15 protein-coding genes and 1 pseudogene are annotated in these 23,692 nt (G+C 60.2%); 5 read left to right on the top strand and 11 right to left on the bottom strand.

The genetic code is table 11. The annotated features are described in order from the left end of the window. From ASD36_RS31160 to ASD36_RS12445, 3 genes are all read left to right on the top strand, one after another. Positions 1 to 263: hypothetical protein (locus ASD36_RS31160; protein WP_210173792.1), on the top strand; the 263-nt coding region annotated here is incomplete at its 5' end. Positions 264 to 965: 702 nt separating this feature from the next. Beyond that, a complete protein-coding gene (locus ASD36_RS12440) occupies positions 966 to 2,369 on the top strand; it encodes a DNA polymerase Y family protein (protein WP_347360126.1) in 1,404 nt (467 codons plus the stop codon). Continuing rightward, positions 2,369 to 5,632 (top strand): error-prone DNA polymerase, encoded by a 3,264-nt coding sequence (locus ASD36_RS12445; protein ID WP_060510961.1) that lies wholly within the window; start codon positions 2,369 to 2,371, stop codon positions 5,630 to 5,632. Before ASD36_RS12440 ends, ASD36_RS12445 begins: the two co-directional genes overlap by 1 nt. 234 nt (positions 5,633 to 5,866) lie before the next feature. Here the strand turns inward: ASD36_RS12445 and ASD36_RS12450 are convergent. The 11 genes and pseudogenes from ASD36_RS12450 to ASD36_RS12500 all read right to left on the bottom strand — a co-directional run bounded on the left by ASD36_RS12450 (position 5,867) and on the right by ASD36_RS12500 (position 20,537). Beyond that, positions 5,867 to 6,622 (bottom strand): annotated as a pseudogene (locus ASD36_RS12450) (LysR family transcriptional regulator). A gap of 101 nt (positions 6,623 to 6,723) precedes the next feature. After that, positions 6,724 to 7,029, bottom strand: coding sequence for a hypothetical protein (locus ASD36_RS12455; RefSeq protein WP_060510870.1), 306 nt, complete (start codon positions 7,027 to 7,029; stop codon positions 6,724 to 6,726). A 19-nt stretch (positions 7,030 to 7,048) separates the two neighbouring features. Continuing rightward, on the bottom strand, positions 7,049 to 7,513 hold the full coding sequence (locus tag ASD36_RS12460) for a DUF1348 family protein (protein WP_060510873.1): 465 nt from the start codon (positions 7,511 to 7,513) through the stop codon (positions 7,049 to 7,051). 68 nt (positions 7,514 to 7,581) lie between these two features. Beyond that, on the bottom strand, positions 7,582 to 8,130 hold the full coding sequence (locus ASD36_RS12465) for a peroxidase-related enzyme (protein ID WP_060510965.1): 549 nt from the start codon (positions 8,128 to 8,130) through the stop codon (positions 7,582 to 7,584). A gap of 135 nt (positions 8,131 to 8,265) precedes the next feature. Beyond that, a complete protein-coding gene (locus ASD36_RS12470; RefSeq protein ID WP_060510875.1) occupies positions 8,266 to 10,332 on the bottom strand; it encodes a pyridoxamine 5'-phosphate oxidase family protein in 2,067 nt (688 codons plus the stop codon). 57 nt (positions 10,333 to 10,389) lie between these two features. Continuing rightward, complete coding sequence (locus ASD36_RS12475; protein WP_060510877.1) at positions 10,390 to 11,004, bottom strand: glutathione S-transferase; 615 nt, start codon at positions 11,002 to 11,004, stop codon at positions 10,390 to 10,392. A gap of 360 nt (positions 11,005 to 11,364) precedes the next feature. Beyond that, positions 11,365 to 12,351 (bottom strand): MBL fold metallo-hydrolase, encoded by a 987-nt coding sequence (locus ASD36_RS12480; protein ID WP_060510878.1) that lies wholly within the window; start codon positions 12,349 to 12,351, stop codon positions 11,365 to 11,367. 572 nt (positions 12,352 to 12,923) lie between these two features. Further along, complete coding sequence (locus ASD36_RS12485; RefSeq protein ID WP_060510880.1) at positions 12,924 to 13,496, bottom strand: cupin domain-containing protein; 573 nt, start codon at positions 13,494 to 13,496, stop codon at positions 12,924 to 12,926. A 75-nt stretch (positions 13,497 to 13,571) separates the two neighbouring features. Continuing rightward, positions 13,572 to 16,445 carry a winged helix-turn-helix domain-containing protein gene (locus ASD36_RS12490; protein ID WP_060510882.1) on the bottom strand — a complete coding sequence of 958 codons (2,874 nt, stop codon included), beginning with the start codon at positions 16,443 to 16,445 and terminating at the stop codon, positions 13,572 to 13,574. A 21-nt stretch (positions 16,446 to 16,466) separates the two neighbouring features. Further along, complete coding sequence (locus ASD36_RS12495; RefSeq protein ID WP_244489813.1) at positions 16,467 to 19,274, bottom strand: winged helix-turn-helix domain-containing protein; 2,808 nt, start codon at positions 19,272 to 19,274, stop codon at positions 16,467 to 16,469. Between the two features lie 285 nt (positions 19,275 to 19,559). Continuing rightward, the gene (locus ASD36_RS12500) at positions 19,560 to 20,537 is read right to left on the bottom strand and encodes an alpha/beta hydrolase (RefSeq protein WP_060510886.1); all 978 of its coding nucleotides are present in this window, start codon (positions 20,535 to 20,537) and stop codon (positions 19,560 to 19,562) included. A 389-nt stretch (positions 20,538 to 20,926) separates the two neighbouring features. On the opposite strand from ASD36_RS12500, the gene ASD36_RS12505 reads away from it, so the two are divergent. Continuing rightward, positions 20,927 to 22,387, top strand: coding sequence for a winged helix-turn-helix domain-containing protein (locus tag ASD36_RS12505; protein ID WP_060510887.1), 1,461 nt, complete (start codon positions 20,927 to 20,929; stop codon positions 22,385 to 22,387). Positions 22,388 to 22,396: 9 nt separating this feature from the next. Next, the gene (locus tag ASD36_RS12510; RefSeq protein ID WP_156393847.1) at positions 22,397 to 23,218 is read left to right on the top strand and encodes a GNAT family N-acetyltransferase; all 822 of its coding nucleotides are present in this window, start codon (positions 22,397 to 22,399) and stop codon (positions 23,216 to 23,218) included. Positions 23,219 to 23,692 lie beyond the last annotated feature (474 nt).

A 23,692-nucleotide genomic window follows, 5' to 3' on the forward strand; every position in this document is an offset into this window, starting at 1 on the left:
CCGCACGGCTTGCATTCGACGGTAATCACCGTTCCCTTGAAATCTCTGAGCGTCAGCAGGCCGGCCATATCTCTATTTTCTCATCCACGAAATTTTTCATCACATTCAGCATCGAATTGAATCTGCTTGATGAATCGATGGAACAACAGCCGTCTCGCGATGGTGGCTGCAGTCCACCCGATTCTTGCCCGTTGACTCATCACCGCTTAAGGAACAAAAACAGAACATATCAGCTTTTTTTGGCTATGCAAATGCACTCTTGACGTTGGAAACCGATGCCAATCACAGCCGCCAACCCCGTCATTTCCGAACTTCAGGACCGCATCCGGCGGCTTGAAGGCGGAACTGCGCGCAAGGGCGAGGTGCTGTCGTTCGGAATTACCGAGATCGACGCAAAGCTTCCCGGTGGTGGGCTGGCCTGCGGCTCCTTGCACGAAGTGGCCGGTGGTGGCGCCGACGCCGTGCATGGCGCGGCCGCCGCTCTTTTTGTCGCCGGGATTGTCGCGCGGACGAAAGGCGACGTCCTCTGGTGCCTGACACGACCGGATCTGTTTGCGCCGGCCTTGGCACAGGCAGGCCTCCATCATGATCGGGTCATTTATGTCGAAGCCGACCGGGAAGAGGACGTGCTCACGAATTTCGAAGAGGGCCTGCGTTTTGGTGGGCTTGGCGCCGTCGTTGCCGAGCTTGTGCGCCTGCCCATGACCGCCTCGCGGCGCCTGCAGCTGGCGGCCGAGGCTTCGGGAACGATCGGGATTGCGCTGCGACGATGGCGTCGCCCGACGGAGGCAGCGGATTTCGGGCAGCCGACAGCCGCCACGACACGATGGCGCATCAGCGTCCTGCCTTCCGAGCCGCTGCCCGTGCCCGGTATCGGGCGGGCACGGTGGCTGGCGGAATTGATCAGAGCAAGAGCGGGAGAAGCCGCGGAATTTGAAATAGGTGCCTGCGATGCCACGGGTCGTATCAGTCTTTCCACCGTGGCGGCAGTCGACGCGGCGGCCTTCAAGGTCGGGGTGCGGGTCGGCATGCCCGCCGCCAAAGCCCAGGCGATGATATCCGGCCTGCATTTGGTCGATGCCGATCCGGCCGGCGACGCCTTGGCGATCGAGCGCCTGGCGCTGTGGATGCTGCGCCAATATACGCCGGTCGTGGCGATGGACAGTCCCGACGGCATTGTCATGGATACCGAGGGCGCCGACCATTTGCGCGGCGGCGAGTTGGCGATGCTCACTGGCCTTGTCAACGCTCTGAGAGGCCGCGGCCTTCACGCTCGTGGCGCCATCGCCGACACCTGGGGCAGCGCCCACGCCATTGCTCGCGCCACGCGGCGGCAGGTGATCATCGTGCCGGTTGGAGAAACGGCCAAGGCCGTCGTCAATCTGCCGATTTCCAGCCTTCGTCTGCCTCCAGGCATCGTCAGCGGTCTGGCGGTACTCGGGTTTCGCACCGTCGGCGAGCTTTCCGCAACGCCGCGGGCGCCTCTGACACTGCGCTTCGGGCCGGAGGTCGGCCGCCGGCTCGATCAGATGTTCGGGCGTGTCGTCGAACCGATCGACCCCATTCGCACAGCGGACCTGATCGAAGTGGCCAGATCTTTTTCCGAGCCGATCGGGGCTGCCGAGACCATCGCCAAATATATCGGCAAGCTGGTGGTCGAACTCTGCGCCGAATTGGAGACGCAAGGGCAGGGCGTTCGCCGCGCCGACCTGATCGTCTATCGAGTCGACAACACATTGCAGTCCCTACGCGCAGGCACGGCAAAGCCGGTGCGCGATATTGCGCGCCTGACAAAGCTTCTCTGTTCCAGCATCGAGACCATCGATCCCGGTTTCGGCATCGAAAAACTGTCTCTTGCCGCGACGATGATCGAGCCATACGAGGAAAAGCAGTGCATCTCGTCGCTTGTCGAAGAAACCGTCGTCGACGTCACGCCCCTGCTCGACAGTTTTGGAAATCGCGGCCAACGCCTGTACCGGCTGGCGCCTGTCGAAAGCGACGTTCCCGAGCGCAATGTCGGGCGTGTCTCCCCCGTTTCCGAAAAGCTGGGTCAGGCCTGGCCGACCCGCTGGCCGCGGCCGAGCCGGATGCTGGCGCGCCCGGAGCGGATCGAGGTGATTGCGCTCACACCCGACCATCCGCCGGCATCCATGACCTGGCGCGGCAAGCGCCGGCGCATCAGGCGCGGCGATGGGCCGGAACGGGTATTCGGCGAGTGGTGGGTTCGTTCCTCCGAAATGGAGGCGGTCAGGGATTATTATTCGGTGGAGGACGAGGACGGCAATCGCTTCTGGGTCTATCGCTCCGGCGACGGTGTGGATCCTGCGACCGGAACGGCCAAATGGTTCCTGCACGGGATCTATGGCTGATGCGCTACGCTGAGCTCCAGGTCACCAGTCATTTTTCCTTCCTGCGCGGCGCGTCAGGCTGCGATGAGCTATTCGCTACCGCCCGGGTACTCGGCATTGAAGCGCTGGGCATTGTCGATCGCAACAGCCTTGCCGGCATCGTGCGCGCCTGGGAAGCGGCCAAGGAAACCGGCGTCCGGCTGGTGGTCGGCTGCAGGCTCGATCTGACCGACGACATTTCGATACTGGCTTACCCGACGGACCGGCCGGCCTATTCGAGGCTTTGCCGGCTTCTTTCGCTCGGCAAGGAGCGGGGCGGCAAAGGAAAATGTATCCTCGATCTGTCAGATCTCGCCCTTTATGCGGACGGACTGCTCGCCGTCCTGGTTCCCGACGAGGCCGATGACGCATGCGCCGTCCAGCTGCGCAAGGTGAAGGAGATATTTGGCGACCGCGCCTATATGGCCCTGACCTTGCGCCGGCGGCCGAACGATCAACTGCGCCTGCACGAGCTCAACAGCCTGGCGATCCGGCACAAGGTTCGGCCGGTCGTTACCAACGACGTGCTGTTTCACGAGCCGGGCAGGCGGCAATTGCAGGATGTCGTCACCTGCATTCGCCATCGCACAACCATCGATCAAGCCGGTTTCTTGCGCGAACGGCATGCCGATCGTTTTTTGAAGCCACCGGAGGAAATGCACCGGCTGTTCAGCCGGTACCCGGAGGCGCTCGCCCGCACCCGCGAAATTGTCGACCGCTGTCGTTTCGACATGAGCGAACTGACCTATCAATATCCCGAGGAAGCGATCATCCCCGGATTGACGGCGCAGAAGACGCTGGAAAAATTCACCTGGGAGGGCGTGCGCGATCGCTATCCCGAAGGGGTGCCTGATGATGTGGTCAAGACCCTCAATCACGAACTCGATCTGATCCGCAAACTCGAATACGCCCCTTACTTCCTGACGGTCTACAGCATCGTCCGCTTTGCGCAATCTCAGGATATCCTCTGCCAGGGTCGTGGAAGTGCTGCCAATTCCGCCGTTTGCTATATGCTGGGGATCACGGCGATCGATCCTGCCGCCAACGATCTGTTGTTCGAGCGCTTTATCTCGGAAGAGCGCAACGAGCCACCCGATATCGACGTCGATTTCGAGCATGAGCGGCGCGAAGAGGTTATCCAGTGGATCTACAAGACCTATGGTCGGCAGAAGGCTGCCCTTTGCGCGACCGTCACCCGCTACCGGGCCAAAGGCGCGCTGCGCGATGTCGGCAAGGTGCTCGGCCTGCCCGAAGACATGATCACGGCGCTGTCGGCGGGCGTCTGGGGCTGGAGCAAGGAGGGCGTCGGCGTAAAGCAGGTCAACGAACTCAACATGAACACGTCCGACCGGCGCCTGCGGCTGACATTGGAGCTGGCGCAGCAACTGATGGGGGCTCCGCGTCATCTGGGCCAGCATCCGGGCGGGTTCGTCCTGACCAATGATCGCCTCGACGAACTGGTGCCGATCGAGCAGGCCCGGATGGAGGATCGGCAAACGATCGAATGGGACAAGGACGACATCGAGGCGCTCAAATTCATGAAGGTGGATGTTCTGGCCTTGGGAATGCTGACCTGCATGGCCAAGGGCTTTGCATTGCTGGAAGAGCACAAGGGAGTGAAGCTTGATCTCGCCACCATCGAGCAGGAGGACCCGGCCACTTATGCGATGATCCGCAAGGCCGACACGCTCGGCACGTTCCAGATCGAATCGCGCGCGCAGATGTCGATGTTGCCGCGGCTGAAACCCCAGACCTATTACGACCTAGTTATTCAGGTTGCGATCGTTCGCCCCGGGCCGATCCAGGGTGACATGGTGCATCCTTACCTGAGACGCCGCGAGGGCAAGGAGGCGGTCGTCTATCCGAAGCCGGAACTGGAGGCCGTGCTTGGCAAGACGCTGGGCGTGCCGCTGTTTCAGGAAAGCGCCATGAAAGTCGCGATCGTCTGTGCCGGTTTTACCGCCGGCGAGGCCGATGCGCTCAGACGCTCTATGGCCACATTCAAGTTCACCGGCGGCGTCAGCAAGTTCAAGGACAAGCTCGTCCAGGGAATGGTCAAGAACGGCTACACGCAAGAATTTGCCGAAAAGACCTTCTCGCAATTGGAGGGGTTTGGCTCCTATGGCTTTCCGGAGAGCCATGCCGCCTCCTTTGCTCTCATCGCCTACGCCTCGGCCTTTGTGAAATGCCATTATCCGGACGTGTTCTGTGCTGCCCTCATCAATGCGCAACCGATGGGTTTCTACGCTCCCGCCCAGATCGTGACGGATGCCCGCGCCCATGGGGTGACGATCCGGCCGGTCTGCATCAATCGTTCGCGGTGGGATTGCACGCTCGAAGAGATCAGCGGAACCGATGACCATGCCGTGCGGCTCGGTATGCGCTTGGTAAAGGGGCTGCCTGAACAGGATGCGGCAAAGATCGCGGTGGCGCGCGGCGACGAGCACTTCGTTTCCATCGACGACATGTGGCGGCGCGCTGGTGTGTCGTCGGCCTCCCTGGTCAAGCTCGCCGAAGCCGATGCGTTCCGACCGTCTTTAAACCTTGAAAGACGCGATGCGCTCTGGGCGATCAAGGCCTTGCGCGACGAGCCACTTCCACTGTTCGCGGCTGCTGCCGATCGTGAGCGGGTGGTGATCGCCGAACAGCAGGAGCCGGATGTGGCGCTTCGGCAGATGACCGAGGGCGCCAATGTCGTTGAGGACTATGGCCATACCGGCGTGACACTGCGCGCCCATCCGGTCAGCTTCCTGCGCGAGGATCTCATTCGGCGAAACATCGTCACCTGCACTGATGCGACAACGGCGCGTGACGGTCGCTGGTTGATGACCGCCGGCCTTGTCCTCGTCCGGCAGAAGCCCGGTAGTGCCAAGGGCGTGATGTTCATGACCATCGAGGACGAGACCGGCGTCGCCAATGTCGTCGTCTGGCCAAGTCTGTTCGAAAAGCAGCGTCGCGTCGTGCTCGGATCCTCAATGATGGCGATCAACGGCAAGATCCAGCGCGAAGGCGGTGTCGTGCATCTGGTGGCGCAACGGATGTTCGATCTGACGCCGGACCTGGCAAGCCTTGGCGAGCGGGATGGTTTCCGGCTGCCGTCAGGAAGCGGCGATGAGTTCGCCCATGGAGCGCCCGGCTGCCCGGATAGCCGTGAGCGGCCGCAGGTGGGTGTCAAGGCGCGGGAAATTTACATCCCCGACCTGCATATCGATACGCTGAAGGTGAAGAGCCGGAATTTTCAGTAGGTTCGGTGGGCAGCTACAGAGGAGATGCGGTCAAAAGCAATGCGACAGGGACACTGAGCGCTGAGGCGGTCAATGCCCACACAGATGCCAACTTAATCAGGCGCATTTTGCGTGCGCGGTCTTCGTCCCACTCGTATACCATGGTCAGTCCTCCGGGCGGCAATGAAGCATTCCGAGGGTTTTGAGTCGAGTCCAGAAAAATAGAGGACAACGGTTCGTATCTCTTCAACGCGCTCAGTTCAGCAGTCTGTCGTCTCTCAGAATGGGCACGGCCATGTCGATGAAGGCGCGAACCTTGGTGGGCGCGCTTTTGCCTTCGGGGTAGAGCAGGTGAATGGGGAGCGGTGGCCCCTCATGGTCGCCGAGCAAGATCTGCAACTCCCCGGCAACCAGCGCCGGGCCAATCTGGTAATGCAGGACGCGGGTGAGCCCAAAGCCGTGGCGGGCCGCGGTAATGGCCGCTTCGTTGGTGTTGCACTGGAGTGTCGGCCCGATCGTCACTTTCTGATCCTCGGCAAACCGCCATTCCGTCGAGGCCCAGGCGTTGGTCCCGCAGATCGGCGGGGTTGGCGGGAACGCCATGCTCTTCGAAGTAATGGGGCGATCGACAAACAGCGTTAGGGCCTGCACGCTCGGATAGGCGTCAAGGTAGCCGATCACGATCGGCAGCACATACATCTGCCCGAAGAGCGCCGATGCTGTTATGGCAAGCGTTCCGGTCGGTGTGGCATAGGTGCCGCCGGCAGTTGCCTCGGCCTCGGCAATGTCGGCGAGGATACGCCGGCAGTCGCTGAAATACCGGGTTCCCGCCTCCGTCATCTTCACCGAGCGGGTGGTACGCACGAAGAGACGGACCCCGATGAGATCTTCAAGCGCTGCAACCGCTCGGGTCACGGCCGGTGCACTCATGTTCATATGCCGTGCCGTCTCGGCGAAACTTTCGATCTCCGCCACCTTGACGCAGATCCGCATCGCCTGCCATCGGTCAATTGTCTTTCCCCTGACGTCCCCGCGGCTACATTTGCATGGATCGCGTGCTTGCGCCACCCGGTAAGCGTCGCGGTCGCGTGCCTTGGAACGAGGCCGGCGCTTCAAGGCCGATTGAGAGCCCGGCTTGCAGCAAAGGCCTCGATCGCCTCACAGGCCTTGTGGTCCAGGCCAGCACGCTGGGCACGCTCTCGGCTCGCGTCATGCGGTGCAAGCGCAAGACCGATTGCTCGCGACAGCTGGAAATCGAAACTCGAGCCTTTGCGCAACGCGTTCAGTTCCGCGCCTGTCAGCCCGAGGATGCAGGCAGCCTGTTCTCCGTGACTGATGCGCTCGCCATCGCCACTGGCGGCGGCGAGCGCGATGTCGATGGAGAGTGTTGCCCGTGCGTCGAGCTTGAAGGGGTTCACGGCAGCAGCCCTTCTGCCTTTAGAAGCCGAAATCGCTCAGCCCCGGATGATCGTCCGGACGTCGACCAAGCGGCCAGAGGAATTTGCGATCCGCTTCCGCAATCGGCTGCTCATTGATGCTGGCATGACGGGCGCGCATCAGGCCATCCTCGGCAAACTCCCAGTTCTCGTTACCATAGGCGCGAAACCAGTGGCCACTGTCGTCGCGGTATTCATAGGCGTAACGCACGGCAATGCGATTGTCCTGGAATGCCCACAGTTCTTTGATCAGGCGGTAGTCCAGTTCCTTGTTCCACTTGCGGGTCAGAAAGGCCTCAGCTTCGGCGCGGCCGGTCAGGAATTCGGCGCGGTTGCGCCAGTGGGTGTCGAGCGTATACGCGAGCGCGACCTTGGACGCATCGCGGCTGTTCCAGCCGTCTTCCGCAAGGCGCACCTTTTCGATGGCGGACTGTTCAGTAAACGGAGGCAGGGGCGGACGGGACATGGGAGTAATCCTTATCGAAAGGGGAAGCAGGGTCGGACGGCTCCGGAAGCGGAGGCCGTCCTTTGCCTTCAAGCGGCAAGGGCAGAGATCCGGGGAAAATCGATCTCGGTGCCCAGCGCCTCGTTGACATAGTTGGTGAAGGTATTCAGCGCGACATGAGCGATGATCTCAAGGATTTCGGCATCGCCGTAGCCTGCCGCCCGCACTCTTTCGATCGCGGCAACCGTTACGGCACCGCGCGACAGAGTCAGCGCGCGGGAAAATTCCACGGCGGCCGCAGCTTTTGCATCGAGCGACGTACCCTGCCGATTGGCCAGGATCTCGCCGTCGTCGAGCTTGGCGAATTTCGAGCCGGTATAAGTATGGGCCGACAGGCAGTAATCGCAGCCGTTCACCTCGGCCATGGCGAGCGCAATGCGTTCGCGGGTGGCGGGGGCAAGTTCGCCCTTGCCAAGCGCCGCCTGCAGTGCGGTCAGTCCGTTGAGAGCCGCCGGACTGTTCGACACGAGGCGGAAGATATTGGGGACCGAGCCGATCTGATTCTGGATGGCTTCGAGCGAAGGACGCGAGGCTTCCGGTGCGTCTTCGATGCGGGCAGGCGTTGCAATACGTGACATGTCTTTCTCCTTGCGTTTGGCGGCAGGAACCATTTCCTCCACGCCCTCATGATGATCCGTTTGCGCTCGGCCATGAACGGCCGAACGGCGGAAGTGACTGTTGCTCAGGCAGCATCAATGGACGAATGGTAGCCGTCAGAGCGCAAGCTCGATGCGGTTATCTGCTTCGTCTTCGCGTGCGGCCGGTACGGAACAGCACAGCAGCACCTCGTCCTCGCCGACGCTGGCCGCCGGCTCAGTCGGGTAGGTCACGATGCCAGCCAGAAGTTTGGTGCGGCAGGTGCCGCAGGAACCGGCGCGACAGCTGAAGGCGGGGTCAAGGCCCCGGGCTTCGGCAAGTTCCAGCAGGCTTCCTGACCCGGGTGTCCATCGGGCTTCCTTCAGCGATGTGGTAAACAGCACTGAGATCGGTCGTGTCGACGCGGCAGGTCGCGCCGGAGGCGCCGCGCCCGGATCAGGACGCCGTTCAAGCGAGGAGGGACCAAACGCCTCGGCATGAATGCGATGATCGGCGATCGCGTAGCTGCGCAGCCCGTCATAGAGCGATTGCGTGAAGGGTGCCGGTCCGCAGAGGTAGAAGTCGTAATCGTCGAATGGCAGATGGCGGGTCAGAAGCGCCATGTCGATGCGACCGGCTGCATCGTAGTCGGTACCTTCTTCGGCGTCACGCGTGTCGCTCAGCACGCGCAAGAGCCGGATTGCCCCGCGCCCGGCCGCCACGAGTTCGCTGATTTCTCCGTCAAATGCACGCTCATACTTTGATCGTGCCGCCTGGAAGAGAATGACCGGGCGCATGCGCTGCCGGCGCAGGCCCTCGTAAACGACATGCCGCAGCATGGCGAGCAGCGGGGTAATGCCGACGCCGCCGCCCAAAAGCACGGCCGGTCGGGTGGCATGGGCATCAATGGTGAAGGCGCCGGCAGGCGCGCGTGCTTCAATGATATCACCGAGGCGCGCCGCATCATGCAGATGCGTCGAAGCAAGTCCGTCGCGACGGATACTGAGCCGGTATACGCCATGGGAGGGGGCGGCCGACAGCGTGTAGGTCCTGAGGATCGGCTTCTCCATCCCGGGGAGACGCAGGCGGATGGGCAGGTGCTGGCCCGCCAGATACGGCGCGAGGCCGGTGCCATCGGCAGGCTTCAGGTAGAAGGAGCGGATCGCTGCACTTTCATCCACGATCCGGGTGATCGCGAGGTTTTGCCAGTCGTTCGAACGCGCTGCCGCTTTGAGGCGTTCTGCCGCCTGATCCCAATCGCCGGTCATCAGCGAACTGGGCGACCAGCCATCCGCCGAAAAGGCCCAGCGCAGCGCAAGCGCGTTGCGCCGCCGCAGGATGCGGCGCGGGGTGAACGTCCATAGCCGTTCGGCGCCCTGGAAGGCCGCGATCTCCGGCGACGCGAGAATGACCTCAGCGTCGCCTGTCATCTGCAGAAGATCGCCCGTGGCAAAGTCGATGAAGACGAGCCCCGCCTTGCCGTTGAGCAGAATGTTGCCGAGTGTGGAGAAGAACAGGTTGCCGTCGAAGTCCGGTATTGTCAGGACGCCGTCCTGTCCGATGCGGACGAAGCCCGCCTTGCCGCCCCGATGGGAGACATCGACCTGTCGGCGGGTCTCGCGATCGGCATAGGTCGCAACGAAGAAGGCGTCGGCCTGGGCGATCAGGGCACGCGCACCCGCGTCAAAGTCCGTCATGGTCTCTGCCGGAACCGCTGTCGCCTCTGCCGGCGTGTCGGAAAAGTGAAAATCGCGCAGCTGGATGTAACGGGGGCAATTGCCGAAACTCTGGTCCACCTCGGCGCGAACCTTTCCATCGGTGTGCGAGACGATGCCGTTCATGCGGTTCCGCCGACGGGTATGCATCTCGATGCCGAGAAGGCCGACGGCCTTGCCATTGGCGATGCCTTCTGCGGCTGGGTCCTCCCGGGCCGGGGTCGCGCCGATGTCGAGGATGGTCGCAGATGGCGAATGTATGAAGCCCGGCCGCCCTTCCAGCAAGGTTGCCCAGGCATCGTCCCGGTCATCGACGCTGCCAATCACGATCAACGGCAATTGCGCGTAGAACTCCCGATGCTGGTCTGGCATGAAATCCCGCACCACCCGCTGACCGACCGATGCCATTCGCTCGGCCGCACCCACATGTTCCTGCAGGCGCACTTCGCCCTCGTGCCATGTCTGCAGTTTTTCGAGGGTCTCGCTCATATCCGTCTCCCATGCATCCGGTGGCCGGGAGCCCCGAAGTTGCTCCCGTTACTGGCTCTACGCAGCCGAAAGACCGGCGCGTGTTTCGACGAAGGGCACGAAGCCTGGAAGCGCCTCGATCCTGCGAAGGAACCGGTTGACGGCCGGATATGCCGCAAGATCCACGTTGCCTTCAGGTGCACGGGCGACGTAGCTGTAGATGGCGATATCAGCGATTGTCGGGCCGTCGCCGACGAGCCAGTCATGCTGGCTGAGGTGGCTCTCGAGCCGACCGAGCAGCGTATGGGCGCGACCGATGACTTCCTCGGGATTGAACTTAGCACCGAAGACGGTGATCAGCCGGGCGGCGGCCGGACCATAGGCGATTTCGCCGGCCGCAACCGAAAGCCAACGCTGGATGGCGGCTGCCACGATGGCATCTTCCGGCAGCCAGTTCGTCTGACCCGCCTTCTTGGCGAGATAGACGAGAATCGCATTGGAATCAGTGACGATCACCCCGTCGTCATCGAGAACCGGCACCTGGCCGAACGGATTGAGGCGGAGGAATTCGGGCTTCTTGTGAGCCCCTGAGGCCAGATCCACCTCGATCAGGTCGTGTGGCAGATCAAGCAGGGACAGAAACAGGCGTGCCCTGTGCGCATGCCCCGACAAGGGATGATAATAGAGTTTCATGATGTGCTCCCGTGAGTGTCGGCCGGGATGAGCCCCGATCCGCAATTTAAGATGGCGGAAGCTGCCATTCGTGAGAACGAGCAGCGTTCACAGTTCATTGTTTCGGATAAACCAATAGTCTCGGCAGAGAGCCTCGCCGTGCTTCGCGCCTGGCTGCCGCGCGCGCCTGCCGGCGCCAGGACGGCCAGCCAGAGTGCCGCGTGATCAGCCCGGCTCCTGCCTCATGAGCATCGCCGCATGTCGGATGTTGACTTCAATGGGGCCCGCATCAATCTGAGGTGCGAGCCCTTTGCGTCTGCCTCCTCTGCCAAACACCGTCAGAGCTGGTCACTCGACCGTTGTGACTGGAGCAGGCCGACTTTATCCCTGCAAGGCCCAGTCGGCGATCTGCCAACGCATCTCACCTCGGTCAGCGACGATGCGACCAAGCCCGGGGAACGGCATATGTGTCGCGGCGATGAGCGCGCCTTCAGAGGCGGCACGAGGGAAAAATCGATCGCGCATTGCCTTGGCAGCGGCAGGATCCTGTTCAAACAGGAAGAAGACATCGGTGGCCCCAGGATGGACGACCGGAAACACCATGTCCGAAACCATTATCAGGCTCTGTCCGCCATCCTCAACGCGCACCCCAATTTGGCCAGGCGTATGGCCGGTGAGGTCGACGATCGAAACGCCTGGAATGATCTCACGCTCGCCGTCAATCGCCTGCAGCCTGGGATACAGGCGCACCACCTCCTCGGCCATCCTGAAGCTGGTCTGCAGATACTCAGGTGCGCCATTGCGCTTGGACGGATCGGTCCAGTGCTTGACGTCGCGACGATCGATGTAAAGCTCAGCCTTGGGGTAGTTGTTCTTGCCGCCGAGGATCAGACCACCCATGTGATCCTGATGCATGTGCGTCACGATGACGGCATCGATCTGATCTGGCGTTATACCGAAAGTGGCAAGCGCCTGCGGTAGCTGTCCGGTCTGCCCGATCGAGCCCGCAGCGCCGGCATCGATTAGGATGCGGTGTTTCCCGTCCTCGACCAGGTATTGGTTGAAGAGGAACCGAACGCCGCTCTTACGAGCGGTGAACTGTGCGACCGCCGCCTTCTCCACGTCAGCGGCACTGCGCCCCGGAAAATAATCATAGGGCATATCGGCATATCCATCCGTCAACGCCGTTACCGTGAACCGGCCGATGCGGATCTGCGCGAGAGGTGTAATGCCTGCTGGTGCCTTGGAGGCCTCCTGCGCCATGGCCGGCGCAGACGCGCGTCCAATAATGGCGGGACCAAAAAGACTTCCTCCGAGGAGGCCGATGGGGAGTGCGCCGGCAAAGGCACGACGTGAAAGTTGAGGCATGATATTCTCCTTCCGATAGGTGTCAGGTCAATGAGCTGGGTAATTTGGAATGGACTTGAACATAACAACGCCGAGTCGCTGGACGTCTGATATAGAGTAAGCGCGCCTTACCCATCGGATCTCTTGGGAGGGGCAAGCCGTCAGGTAAGGCGCGCTCTGGCAGATCCCTTTCAGAGGGAGCCATCGAGCGGGTTGAGTGCTGATAGTTTCAAAGGTTGGGGATGACCTCCGACTATCTGGCGGGGAACATTCTTCAACTCGGTCGACAAACATAAGATGGCGGAGATACGAAAATTCGCGAGTTAATCTCGATGAATTTGAGTGAAAACCTGTGAAAGGGAAACTTGCTCCCAATTCCCGAAGTTGGAAATGAGATGTCGTGTCTATGGCGCGCTCTGAAAGGATAGGGAGAAATACAAGCAAACCGAGTGCTGCATTGCAGTAGATTGCCATAGACCACGACGATATCGTTCTTGAAGGCGAAAGCAGCAAGATCTCGGCAAACGATATCGCAACGCATTTGACGATCTGACGTCGAGCGAGTTTGCGTTCAGGTAGGCTGACACGACTGCTTACCTTCCGGCAAGTGCTGCCGCGATCGCTGGGTCGTATGCGCCGTCGATCTGTATGAAGACCATGCGGCAGGTCTTGCCTGATCGATTCGCCCAAGCGTGGTTGGTGCCGCGCTGGACAACGACGCTTCCCGGCTTGAGCAGGACTTCAGAATCATCGAGCATGAGAAAGATCTCGCCTTCGATGACGATGCCATAATCGACCGCTTCGCTACGATGCATCATCAGATGGGGTGAATCTGCCCTGACTGTCATGGCCTCGGCGCCATTTAACTCATCGAACAGTTCCTTCATCTGGGCAGTGCCGCCGGTCAGTTCCTCGTCGGGTGGCAGGTCGACGAAGCGAATGCGGGTGCCATTCGTCGGTGCACGATGCAGCATCGGTTGCGTGGTTGGGTCCGGCGCATTGTCTACCAGCACTGGTGTCGCCGACGTCTCCCAGACTTCATGGAAGATCATGCCCGGAAGCGCGCTGACTTCGACGACCGTCGGCAGCGGTCCGTTCAGCGCAATTACCGACTTGCCGTCGGCATCGTGGGCGGTGACGACGCGGTGGATAGCCGGAAGAAGCATTGCAGGTCTCCTTGCCCGTGAATGGGGCGTGCATCGGGATATTATCTAATCGGTGGAAACGTCTTCGGGACGAAGTCACCGCGGGTCCGTGAGTGGCGCTGCGAAAGCCGGATCTCGCAGATCATGTAACAGATCGGTGGCAGCGATGAGATCGCAAGTCTTGAAGCCTTCCGAAAACCCATGAACAACGGGCGACAGAGCCCTGAAGGCATCGTCTGTCCTTGACCCTGCCATATACAGCCTTGCAAGGTCAGTCGCGGATCTCAGCTGCCACGACAGCGCTCCGGTTTCCCGTGCGAGCGCCATTGATTTTGCAAGCACAGCGGCCGCCCCTTCGCTCTGCCCGCTAAGATTCAGAATGGATGCCTTGATTCTCAGCAGTTCCGGCGCACACCACATCTCGTTCTGTTGCTTGGCGCAGTCGATCGCTGACAGGATGATCGTTCCCGCCTCGTCAAGTCGACCGAAAGCACTAAGGAATTCGGCTTGTACACTCAGATAGTAGGGCATCCGCGCGAAATGCCCTGTGCTTTGGAACAGAGCAATGGCGCGCTCGATATCAACGATGCCGCTGTCGCTCTGCTTGCACGCCAATGCGGCCCGATAAAACATGGCAACAGGGCGGCGAACGTCGAAGCCATGACGTCTGGCCTCTTCGTCAAGCATTTCAAGGCAACAGCGGCATTCCTCGTCATTTCCGTTCCAATAGAAAACTGGGCATGCATAGGAAAGGGCCGTGCTAAGAGAGAGATGATGATTGGCCGCGCGCGCCTGCCCGATGGCCGTTGTCGCCATCCGCTCGGCGGTGTCCGGCGATCCCGTCAGCCACTGCACCTGTGACAACACGCACGCAACGTCGACCGACCTGTTGGACTGATATCGCAAGCGACGCAAGTCCGGGACATGCCGGAGGTCATGCTGCTGCAGGCTTTCGAGACGCTGGCGCGCGCTTGGAAGCCGTCCCAGAAACAATTCCGCAATAGCAACATGCGATTCACATTCCGGCAAGGCGGAAGGATCGTTGGCGGCTGCTACAGAACTGCACGCTAGGAGTGCAGTCATTCCCGCCTCGTGATTGCCGCTAAAAAGTTCGAAGGTTCCTATCATCCGAAGGCAGCGAAGCTGATAGTCGATGTTGTCGGTCTCTATTGCGATATCTAGGGCTCGCCGCATTGCCTCGACCGCCTCCGGCATCAGCCCACGGGTAAACATGGTTGAATTTCCAAGCCAAGCCTTGATCTGCATCTCGAACGATGTGCCGATCAATCCAGCGGGCTCAAGTTCATCAACTGCCCGCGAAACCTGGACACGGCATTCTTCCGTCAGCGAGAAATGGTTCCATAGCAGTAGGCCCGCAACAGTGAGATGGATGCGCAGCCTTGAATTTTCTCGATTATGAGCGGCCCAGACAAGCGCACCACGCAGGTCGTCGATGATGACCCAATAGGTGGCTCCCCAATCCTTGCCGGAGACCTTCGCCCATTCGCTGGTCGCCTGCTCAAGGACCGAGAGAACATGTTTGGCATGACGACAACGTACAATCTGCTCATGGCCACTCGTCTTGAGGCGCTCAAGACAGTAGGCGCGCGTGGTTTCCAAAAGCCGGTAGGCAATTCCCTTGGAGTCGAGATCCGTCGCAAGGAGAGATTTTGCTGCCAGCTGCAGCAAGGCATTTGCCGCATCGGCCGCAGGAATGTCCGAGACTGCGGAAGCACCCTCTATGTCAAACGGCCCTGCAAAGACTGAAACCGAACGAAGAAGCATCGCCTCGGTCGTCGACAGCAATCCATAGCTCCAGTCAAGGGTCGCGGCCAGAGTTTGATGGCGTGCTAGACCGGCCCGGCGCCCGCCGAGCACACGGAACTGGTCATCGAGTTGCTTGAGAACGCCACCGACACCGAATGCATCGACGCGCATGGCGGCGAGTTCGATCGCAAGGGCGAGGCCGTCGAGCCGGCGGCAGATCTCCGCAGCTGCAAGCGCGTCTGTGTCAGTCAGGGCAAATGAGTCAAGCCTGTCACTCACGCGATCAACGAAAAGTTGCACCGAAGGAAACGCCATCGCCTCGCTTGCTCCGAGTGTAAAGGAGGCTGGCGGTACGGGCAGGCTCGGCAGCCGGTACACGCGCTCCGCATCGATGGCAAGAGGCTCGCGGCTGGTCGCAATGATCGTCACACCACCGGCACGGGTCAGGATCTCGGAGACGCAGGACGCAATCGTCCTCGCCATATGCTCGCAATTGTCGAACAACATCAGCACATTGCGATCCGCAAGGAATTCACACAATGCGGAGAGTGTATCGGCCGAATTCATGGGTACCCCGATCGCCATCGCAATGGCATTCGGCACCAATTCGTGGTCCCTGAGCGGCGAGAAGTCCACCATCCAGACCCCTTGCCTGAAGCGCCCTAGCTCTCGCTCTGCAGCGGCGATGCCAACCGTGGTCTTTCCGATACCACCCGGGCCGACAATCGACACTAGCCGGGCTTTCGCCAGTTCCCTGCCGATCGCGTCGATGGTGTCGGTACGACCGACAATGCGCGTGGTCGCCGTTGGAAGGTTGTTGTCGGCTTGAATGGCTGATGATGCCGAAGACACGCTGTCAGCGGCGGTGCTCACCAGAACAGGCAGGACAAATCGATATCCGAAACCGGGCACGGCTTCGATGAAGTCCTTGGGCAGCAACCCAGCGTCGAGGGTCCGCCTTAGGGATGCTATGTTGACCTTAAGATTGTCCTCACCAACCGTGCTGGTTGGCCATGCCCGTTCTATCAGTTGGCGCTTGCTGAGAATTTCACCGGGTCGTTCCACGAGCGCGATAAGAATATCCAGCGCACGTCCGCCTATGCGAACGGGATGTCCTCCCAGTAGAAGCAGTTGCCGCTCGGGGAAAAGCAGGTAAGGGCCAAAGGCGTAGGTTTGCTGTCTCCTCTGCTCGAAACTGTCCATCAGGATTGCTTTCAAAAGAATTTATGCAGCATTGTCCAGAAGCGATCGCGCCCGCTTTAGATCAGCGGTCCAGAACCCTTCCTCAAATCGGTCATACGCCAGGGATAATGCTTCTTCGGCTTGCCAGTCGCCGCCAGTTTGCCGTGCCAGTTCCACCAGTTGCGTGGCGGAACGCAGCTCCCACGTGAGCGAACCGTGGCGCCTCGCCAGCTCGATGGAGCTGACATAGCAGTCTGCGGCCGCCTGCGCCGAGCCTTCCCGTCCTCCGGCACGAATGAAATTCCCCTTCATCATCAGCATTTCCGGCAGTCCCCAATCCTGCCCGCTGTTGGCATATAGCGATATCGCCTCGTCGATGCACGCCAGAGCGCCATCGACATCGCCGCGGAGCGACAGAACGTGGCCGTAATTGCCAAGGAATGGCGGGTAGCGCATGCCGAGGCCGCCATTGCGGACGTCTGCCAGAGCACGGCCATAAGACGCCAGCTCGACAGGTTTCCCCATGTCGATATGCAATTTTACGCGCATGCAGGCTGCGACTGCGCTCCACAGCACAAGGCCGTGCTCGGCAGCATAGTCATCTGCGAAATCGAGCTGCCGCTTGGTCTCCTCGAAGTTGCCGACATAGACTTCGATGCAGACGGATGTAAGCAGGATTGCTGCGCAGCGCGGCATCGCGAAATTCGATGCCTCCGCCTCGTCGAGCTGGCGGCGGGCCATCGCGAGTGCCTGATCGGGGAAGCCCTGCAGCCAGAGCACCATTGCAAGCGATCCGCGTGCTTCCAGTCGCTGGTCGAATTCGAACCGCGACATATTGAAGTGCTCGCTCGGGAGAGGGCTTGCGTCGAGATAGCTTTCCAGGTGCTGGCGTGCGGAAGACAAATCGCCAAGGTAATGAAGCGCGCTGCCAGTTTGCCCGTCGGCGCTGCTGACACGTGGCACGGCATTTGCCGAGGTAAGTTCTCGGACCCTGGCGGCAGTGGCAAGGGAGGCGCGAGAGTCTCCCGCCCACAGGTCATATTGTGACAGGCCCCTCAGGCATTCGATCTGGAGATCGGAGTCTCCCATGGTCTCGGCGATTTCCAGGGCTTTGGTGAGAATAAGCTTCACTTCCGGCATAGGACCGCGGGTGAACAGCTTCGTCGCCCCTTGGGCCAGCAGCAGGATCAGGTCGTCGCGCTCTGACCTGAAGGAAGAGAAGTCGTCGGCGAGCGCCCGCTCGACGGCAATCCTGCATTCCTCCAGCAGGGACAATCTTTCCCAATATGGAATCGCGGCCACGGTCAGTTTCACGCCGAGCGACGGATCACCACGTCCGGAGAACAAGAAGGCCTGGGCGCTTCTGATGTCATCGATCCGCGTGCGATAGCGTTCGAGCCAGTCATTGCTTGACAACGAGGCGCCGTCTGCCTTTGCCAATTCGGCGAACTGAAGGGCATATTCTGCGTGAAGTCGGCGTATGCGCTCGAATTCCCCGCTGGCAGCCAGTTTCGCGTAGGCATAGGCGCGGGTCGTGTCGAGCATCCGGTAATTGACGTCGACATCAAGAGCCTCGACATTGACAAGCGATTTCGACACCAGATTGCCCAGATCGTCGACGACCTGGCCCCCGTCGATCGTGTCGTCGGCAGCAACCGCGCAGGCCGCGACAAGGCTGAACGTGCCGGCAAAAATCGACAGCCGGCATAGAATGGTTCGTTCGCCCTCCGTCAGCAATTCATAGCTCCAGTCCAACGCCGCAGCCAGAGTGCGGTGCCGCTCGGGGCCTGCACGATGGCCTTGGAGCAACCTGAAACGATCATCGAGCCGGTCGAGCAGTTCAGGGATCGCGAAAGCATCGATTCGGGTCGCGGCGAGTTCGATCGCCAGCGCGACGCCATCGAGCCGGCGGCATATCTCCCCGATCGTGGGTGCATCCGCGTCACGCAATGTGAAGGATGCGTTGCGGTCCGAGGCGCGATCGACGAACAATTGCACTGAAGGGAAGGCAAGGGCATCCTCGGCGGTCATTATCGGCGATGCCGGCGGCACGCCCAGCCCCGAAAGCCGGCGCACACGTTCGCCCTTGATGCAGAGAGGCTCCCTTGATGTCGTCAGTATTTTCACGTTTCTGGCGCTGGCCAGAATGCGCTGCACACAGGAGGCGACCGAATCGATCAGTTGCTCGCAATTGTCCATAACCAGCAGCATTTCGCGATCCTGAAGAAAGGTGCAAAGCGCTGCAATCATGTTGGCGGTATGTGACGTTAGCCCGATAGCGATCGCAATTGCGTCCGGTACGAGCGACGGATCGGTCAGCGACGAAAGATCGACCAACCAGACGCCATGTTCAAAACGCCCGATTGCCCGTTCCGCTATGGCGAGTGAGACGGTTGTCTTGCCCACGCCGCCCATGCCGACGATGGAAACGAGACGCGAAGTTTCCAGTTCACGTAAGATCGAGCTGATGGACTCTGCCCGTCCGACGATCCGCGTAGTGCCGATCGGCAGATTGTGGCCGCGCTCGACAGGTGCCTTGTGCTTTACCGGTGGTGTATTCGAGCCGTTGGAGGAAACTGGGGCGATGAACCGATAGCCGCGTCCCACCACGGTCGCGATATAGTTTGGCGGGTTTGCGTTTTCGCCAAGGGCGCGTCTGATGACGGCCATATTGACCTTGAGATTGGCCTCATCGACGGAAATGCCCGGCCACACGCGCGACAGCAGTTCGCGTTTTCCCACGACTTCGCCGGGGCGCTCGACAAGCACCGTCAATAAATCGAGCGCACGTCCCCCGATCCTGACCGGCTCTTCCCCCTCGACCAGCAACTGTCGTTCGGGAAAAAGCATGAACGGTCCAAAGGAATACGAGCGCTGCATCTGTTGCGCCGGGTGCGAAGTCAAACCATTCCCTCTCAACTAAAAGTGCCTCGATTGAGAGGTCCACGATATCGGAGGTAGGTTCTAGTAAAAAGTGGTAAAATCCGGCGCGTTCCTACACAACTGAGATAAAGTCCTCGAAGCTCTATCCAGACGCGCCGGCGATACGTCAATGCAAGTGGCTCAGGCAATCCGATGTTTGAGTGGGATTGCCTGGAACCATTATCGTGGATTGATTCGGATTAAGGTAGTGACCTAGTTGGTTGCAACCTTGCGATCAAGGAAGTCGCGAATGAGCGGCGCCATCTCGTCGAGTTTGTCCTCGAGCGCAAAGTGTCCGGAGTCAAGGATGTGCATCTCGGCATCTGGCAGATCACGCAGGTAGGGAGGGGCACCGGCCTCGGGGAAGATTTTGTCGTTCTTGCCCCAGACGATCAGTGTCGGTGGCTGATGACTTCGGAATAAGGCCTGGAATTGCGGGTAGAGAGGCACGTTGGAGCCATAGTCTCCGAGCATGTCCAGCTGGATATCGCGGTTGCCAGGACGATCGAGCAACGCCTGGTCCTGGACCCAGTTGTCGGGGCTGATGCGTCCGACGTCGCCCATGCCATCCGTGTACTGGAACTTAGTGATGTCGAGCGTAACCAAAACGTTCAGTGGATCGCGGTTCTTCTGTGAGCGGTCGGCCCAATAGACCTTGATCGGATCCCAGAACGGCGACTGTAGGCCTTCTTCGTAGGCGTTGCCGTTCTGCACGATCAGGCCGCTGACGCGTTCGGGGTGTTTCAGCGCCATTCGGTAGCCAATCGGCGCGCCGTAATCCATGACGTACATCGCGTATCGCTCAGCGCCGAGCTTGGTCACCAGTTTGTCGACGATGTCAGCCTGATTGGCGAAGGTATACGAAAACTTCTTATGGTCCGGCGCATCGCTTTGCCCATAACCAGGATAGTCGGGTGCAATGACGCGGTACTTATCGGCGAGCAGCGGGATCAGGTTGCGGAACATGTGAGAGGACGTTGGGAAGCCGTGCAGCAGAAGCACGACCGGGCCATCCTTAGGACCGGCTTCGCGATAGAAAACCTTCACACCATCAATGTCGGCAGTGCGATAGTGCACGACGACCTGGGACTGGGTGAACCCCGGCGCTCGGCTTTGCTGGGCTGCCGAGGGGGTAGTGAAACATGAGGTCAGCGATGTCGCAACCATCAAGGAAATCAAATGTCGACGCATTGTGTTGTCTCCGGATTGGTTTGGTTCAAACGGCAGGAGCCTGTTTGTCAACCAACAGTGCATCGGGGAGGGCTGACCGACGAGTTAATCGTGGCCTATTCCCGGGAAATGCACGTTGGTCCGGGTGATGCTGAATTCACGGGAAGCGTTTCGATAAACAGGTCAACGTACAGGTAAAGGCTCGTCACCTGGGAAGTTCTGACTATTTACGGGTTTTAACCAGCCTGCCGCAGCACCCTTGGTTATGTTCAGACATACAGCAAGTCAGGCGCAAGACGCTTCGTTCCGGAGCGCAGCCATGGGATGGGTGATACGAGATGGGAGACAAATCTAGGGTCGGGTTCTTCGCGTTCGGACCATTTTGTCTTTATCCGCTTGCGCGGGTGCTAATGCGTGATGGGCTTGTGGTGCCGATTGGAAGTCGAGCATTCGATATTCTGGTCGCACTTGTCGAGGTCCGGGGACAGATCCTCTCACGCCGCGAACTTATGGCTCTCGCCTGGCCCGGGCTCAACGTCGAAGATTCCAATGTGCGGGTGCAGATGGCGCATCTGCGGCGTGAACTTCACTGCGGCCAAAACGACGAACGCTATATCGTCAGCGTGGCCGGACGGGGCTACTGCCTTGTCGCCTCGATCGATTGGCATGATGCCGTTGAAAGTCAGGAATTTGCCCGGACGCCCTTTCGCATTCACGCTCCGCCCGGGCCGACGCTGCGGACGCCTCCCCGGCCGGAGCGGCTGCTTGGCCGCGAGGAGAATCTCGCCGAACTTACGCAGGCCATAGAGGAGAGGCGTTTTGTGACCATTGTCGGCGCTGGCGGTGTCGGCAAGACCACGCTGGCAATCCTTGCTGCGCATGCATTGACAGACTTTCAGCGCATCCGCTTCGTTGATCTCAGTTCGGCCGAAGACAGTGCGACAATCATCGACGAGATCGCCTCGGTCATGTCACTGGAACCACAGTTCGACAGTCTCGATACGATCATTGATGATCTTTGCGCCCATCGCACGCTCCTCATTCTCGACAATTGCGAGCACGTACTCGATGACATGGCGGAGGTGATCAGTTCCTTGCTGAAGCGGGCGCCGAGCGTCCATCTTCTGGCCACAAGTCGCGAAGCATTCCGCCTGCCCGGAGAGGCGATCTATCTCTTGAAGCCGCTCGGTGTGCCGCCGCAGAAAGGTCGAATGACTGTCCGTCGTGCGCTTGTTTGGCCATCGGTTCGACTCTTCGTGGAGCGCGCGATCGACGGCGGCCACAGCGAGAAGATCGATGACCGGCAGGCCACCATCATAGCAGGTCTCTGCCGGCGACTGGACGGCAATCCTCTCGCTATCGAACTCGTGGCTAGCCGCATTGGCTCCTATGGGCTCAGCAGGGTGTCGGAACTGATGGACAATCCGTTGGCCATGTCGTGGCGCGGAAGCCGGTATGCGCCGCTGCGTCACCAGACGGTCCAATCGATGCTGGACTGGAGTTTCAGCGGTCTTTCGCACACCGATCAGACGGTTTTGCGACGCCTGTCGATATTCTCCCGCGAATTCTCGCTGGATGCTGCCCTTGCCGTGGTTACCGGGCATGGCGTGGAAGAAGCTGACGTTATCGGGTCTATTGCAAACCTTGTCGACAAATCACTGCTGGTTTTCCAATCCGGGAGCGGACCGGCTCAGTTCAGGCTTTCCGGCATCACCAAGACCTATGCGGCAATCAAGCTTGCAGACGTCGGCGAACAGACCTTCGTTCACCAGCGCCATGTCGCGTATCAGTTGCATGCCGTCGGTGAGCAATGGTCGGAACAGGACAATGCCCGCGAGGTCGAGCGCGCACAGGCAGTTTCCGCATTCTGATCGTCGTCGATGTCAAAAAAAAATCCAACAATGACCAGCCATAATGTCCCTCTCGAAGAACGCGTTGAGATAAAGGCCTTTCTCGATCTGTTCCGGTCGGCGCCACGCTCGCTGATCACCGATGCCGCACTCGCCTATCTATCGATCGAGGACGGCTGCGCGGTGTCACTACCCTTCGCCCCGCCAATAGGCCTCAACCGGATTCTCGGTCTTCGCGACGTCGCAAGCCTTGAGAGAGCCGTTCGCTGGTTTGATGGGCGCGGAGGTGCGCCCCGGCTGCAAATCGACGACAATACCGCATCCGCGGATGTGCTCAGGTGGATTGCCGATCGGGGGATGACAAGGAGCGGTCCCTCTTGGGTGAAACTCACATGCCCGGCGCTGGCGTCTCCAATGCCATGGAATGATGCAATTGAGGTCCGGGCTGCGGAGGCCGGTGAAGCGAGCTTGTTTGCCGAACTGATGTGCGATGGATTTGGTTTTCCCAGGTCGCTCGCCCCTTTCTGGGCTGGCATCGTCTGCAAGCCTGATTGGACCTGCCTCATCGCGTATTTAGACAACTTACCTGCCGGAACGGGCATCATGTATGCAGCTGACGGCTATGCCTGGTTTGGAGGCGGTACAACTATTCCGACCTTTCGAAACAGGGGCGTGCAGACCGCTTTGATACGCGCCCGGATGAACCTCGGGACCAAGCAGGGCGTTAAGGTTTTCGCGGTCGAGACTGCCGAGCCTGAGCCCGGGAAATATAGCGTCTCATTCGAGAATGTCGTCAAGGCAGGATTTAGACAGGTCTATGTGCGCCATAACTATCTCATCAAACCGCACTGAATTGCCAGCTCGAACCTGGACCGGGCCGAGAACCGCCGGTAAAAGTTCAATCAACGCATGTTGATGATGGTCGCCCCGTCCGTCGCTTATTTGCGGCCAGTGGCAATGCGGATCTGTATTCCGCGGGCGCAAAGCTTTCTTGTCAATGTCGGGCCGGATGCCAGTTGTTCTGCAGCGCCGGGATCCTGGCTTTTGTGGTTTTTGCGCGGATCGACGCTCTTGGTCTCGATCTCGCTGACCAAAAGGACCCTGAACGCTGACTGCACATCGTGCCAGCTCACAGCGTCACCAAACCCTGCAGCGAACGAGATCAGGCCTGTAACGGCAGTTGGGCGATGGAAAGCAGCTTACGTTTCCTGTATTCCATCCGCAGTTTTGCGGAAAAAGAGCGCGCCGGATGGGGACGGACGTCGGGGAAGAGGCGGAGGTCATCCGGCCTGTCACGGCGCGCTCAGGTGGTCTCCTTGGGTGGAA

The organism is Rhizobium sp. Root1334, from assembly GCF_001426665.1.
In the GTDB taxonomy this organism is placed as follows: domain Bacteria; phylum Pseudomonadota; class Alphaproteobacteria; order Rhizobiales; family Rhizobiaceae; genus Pararhizobium.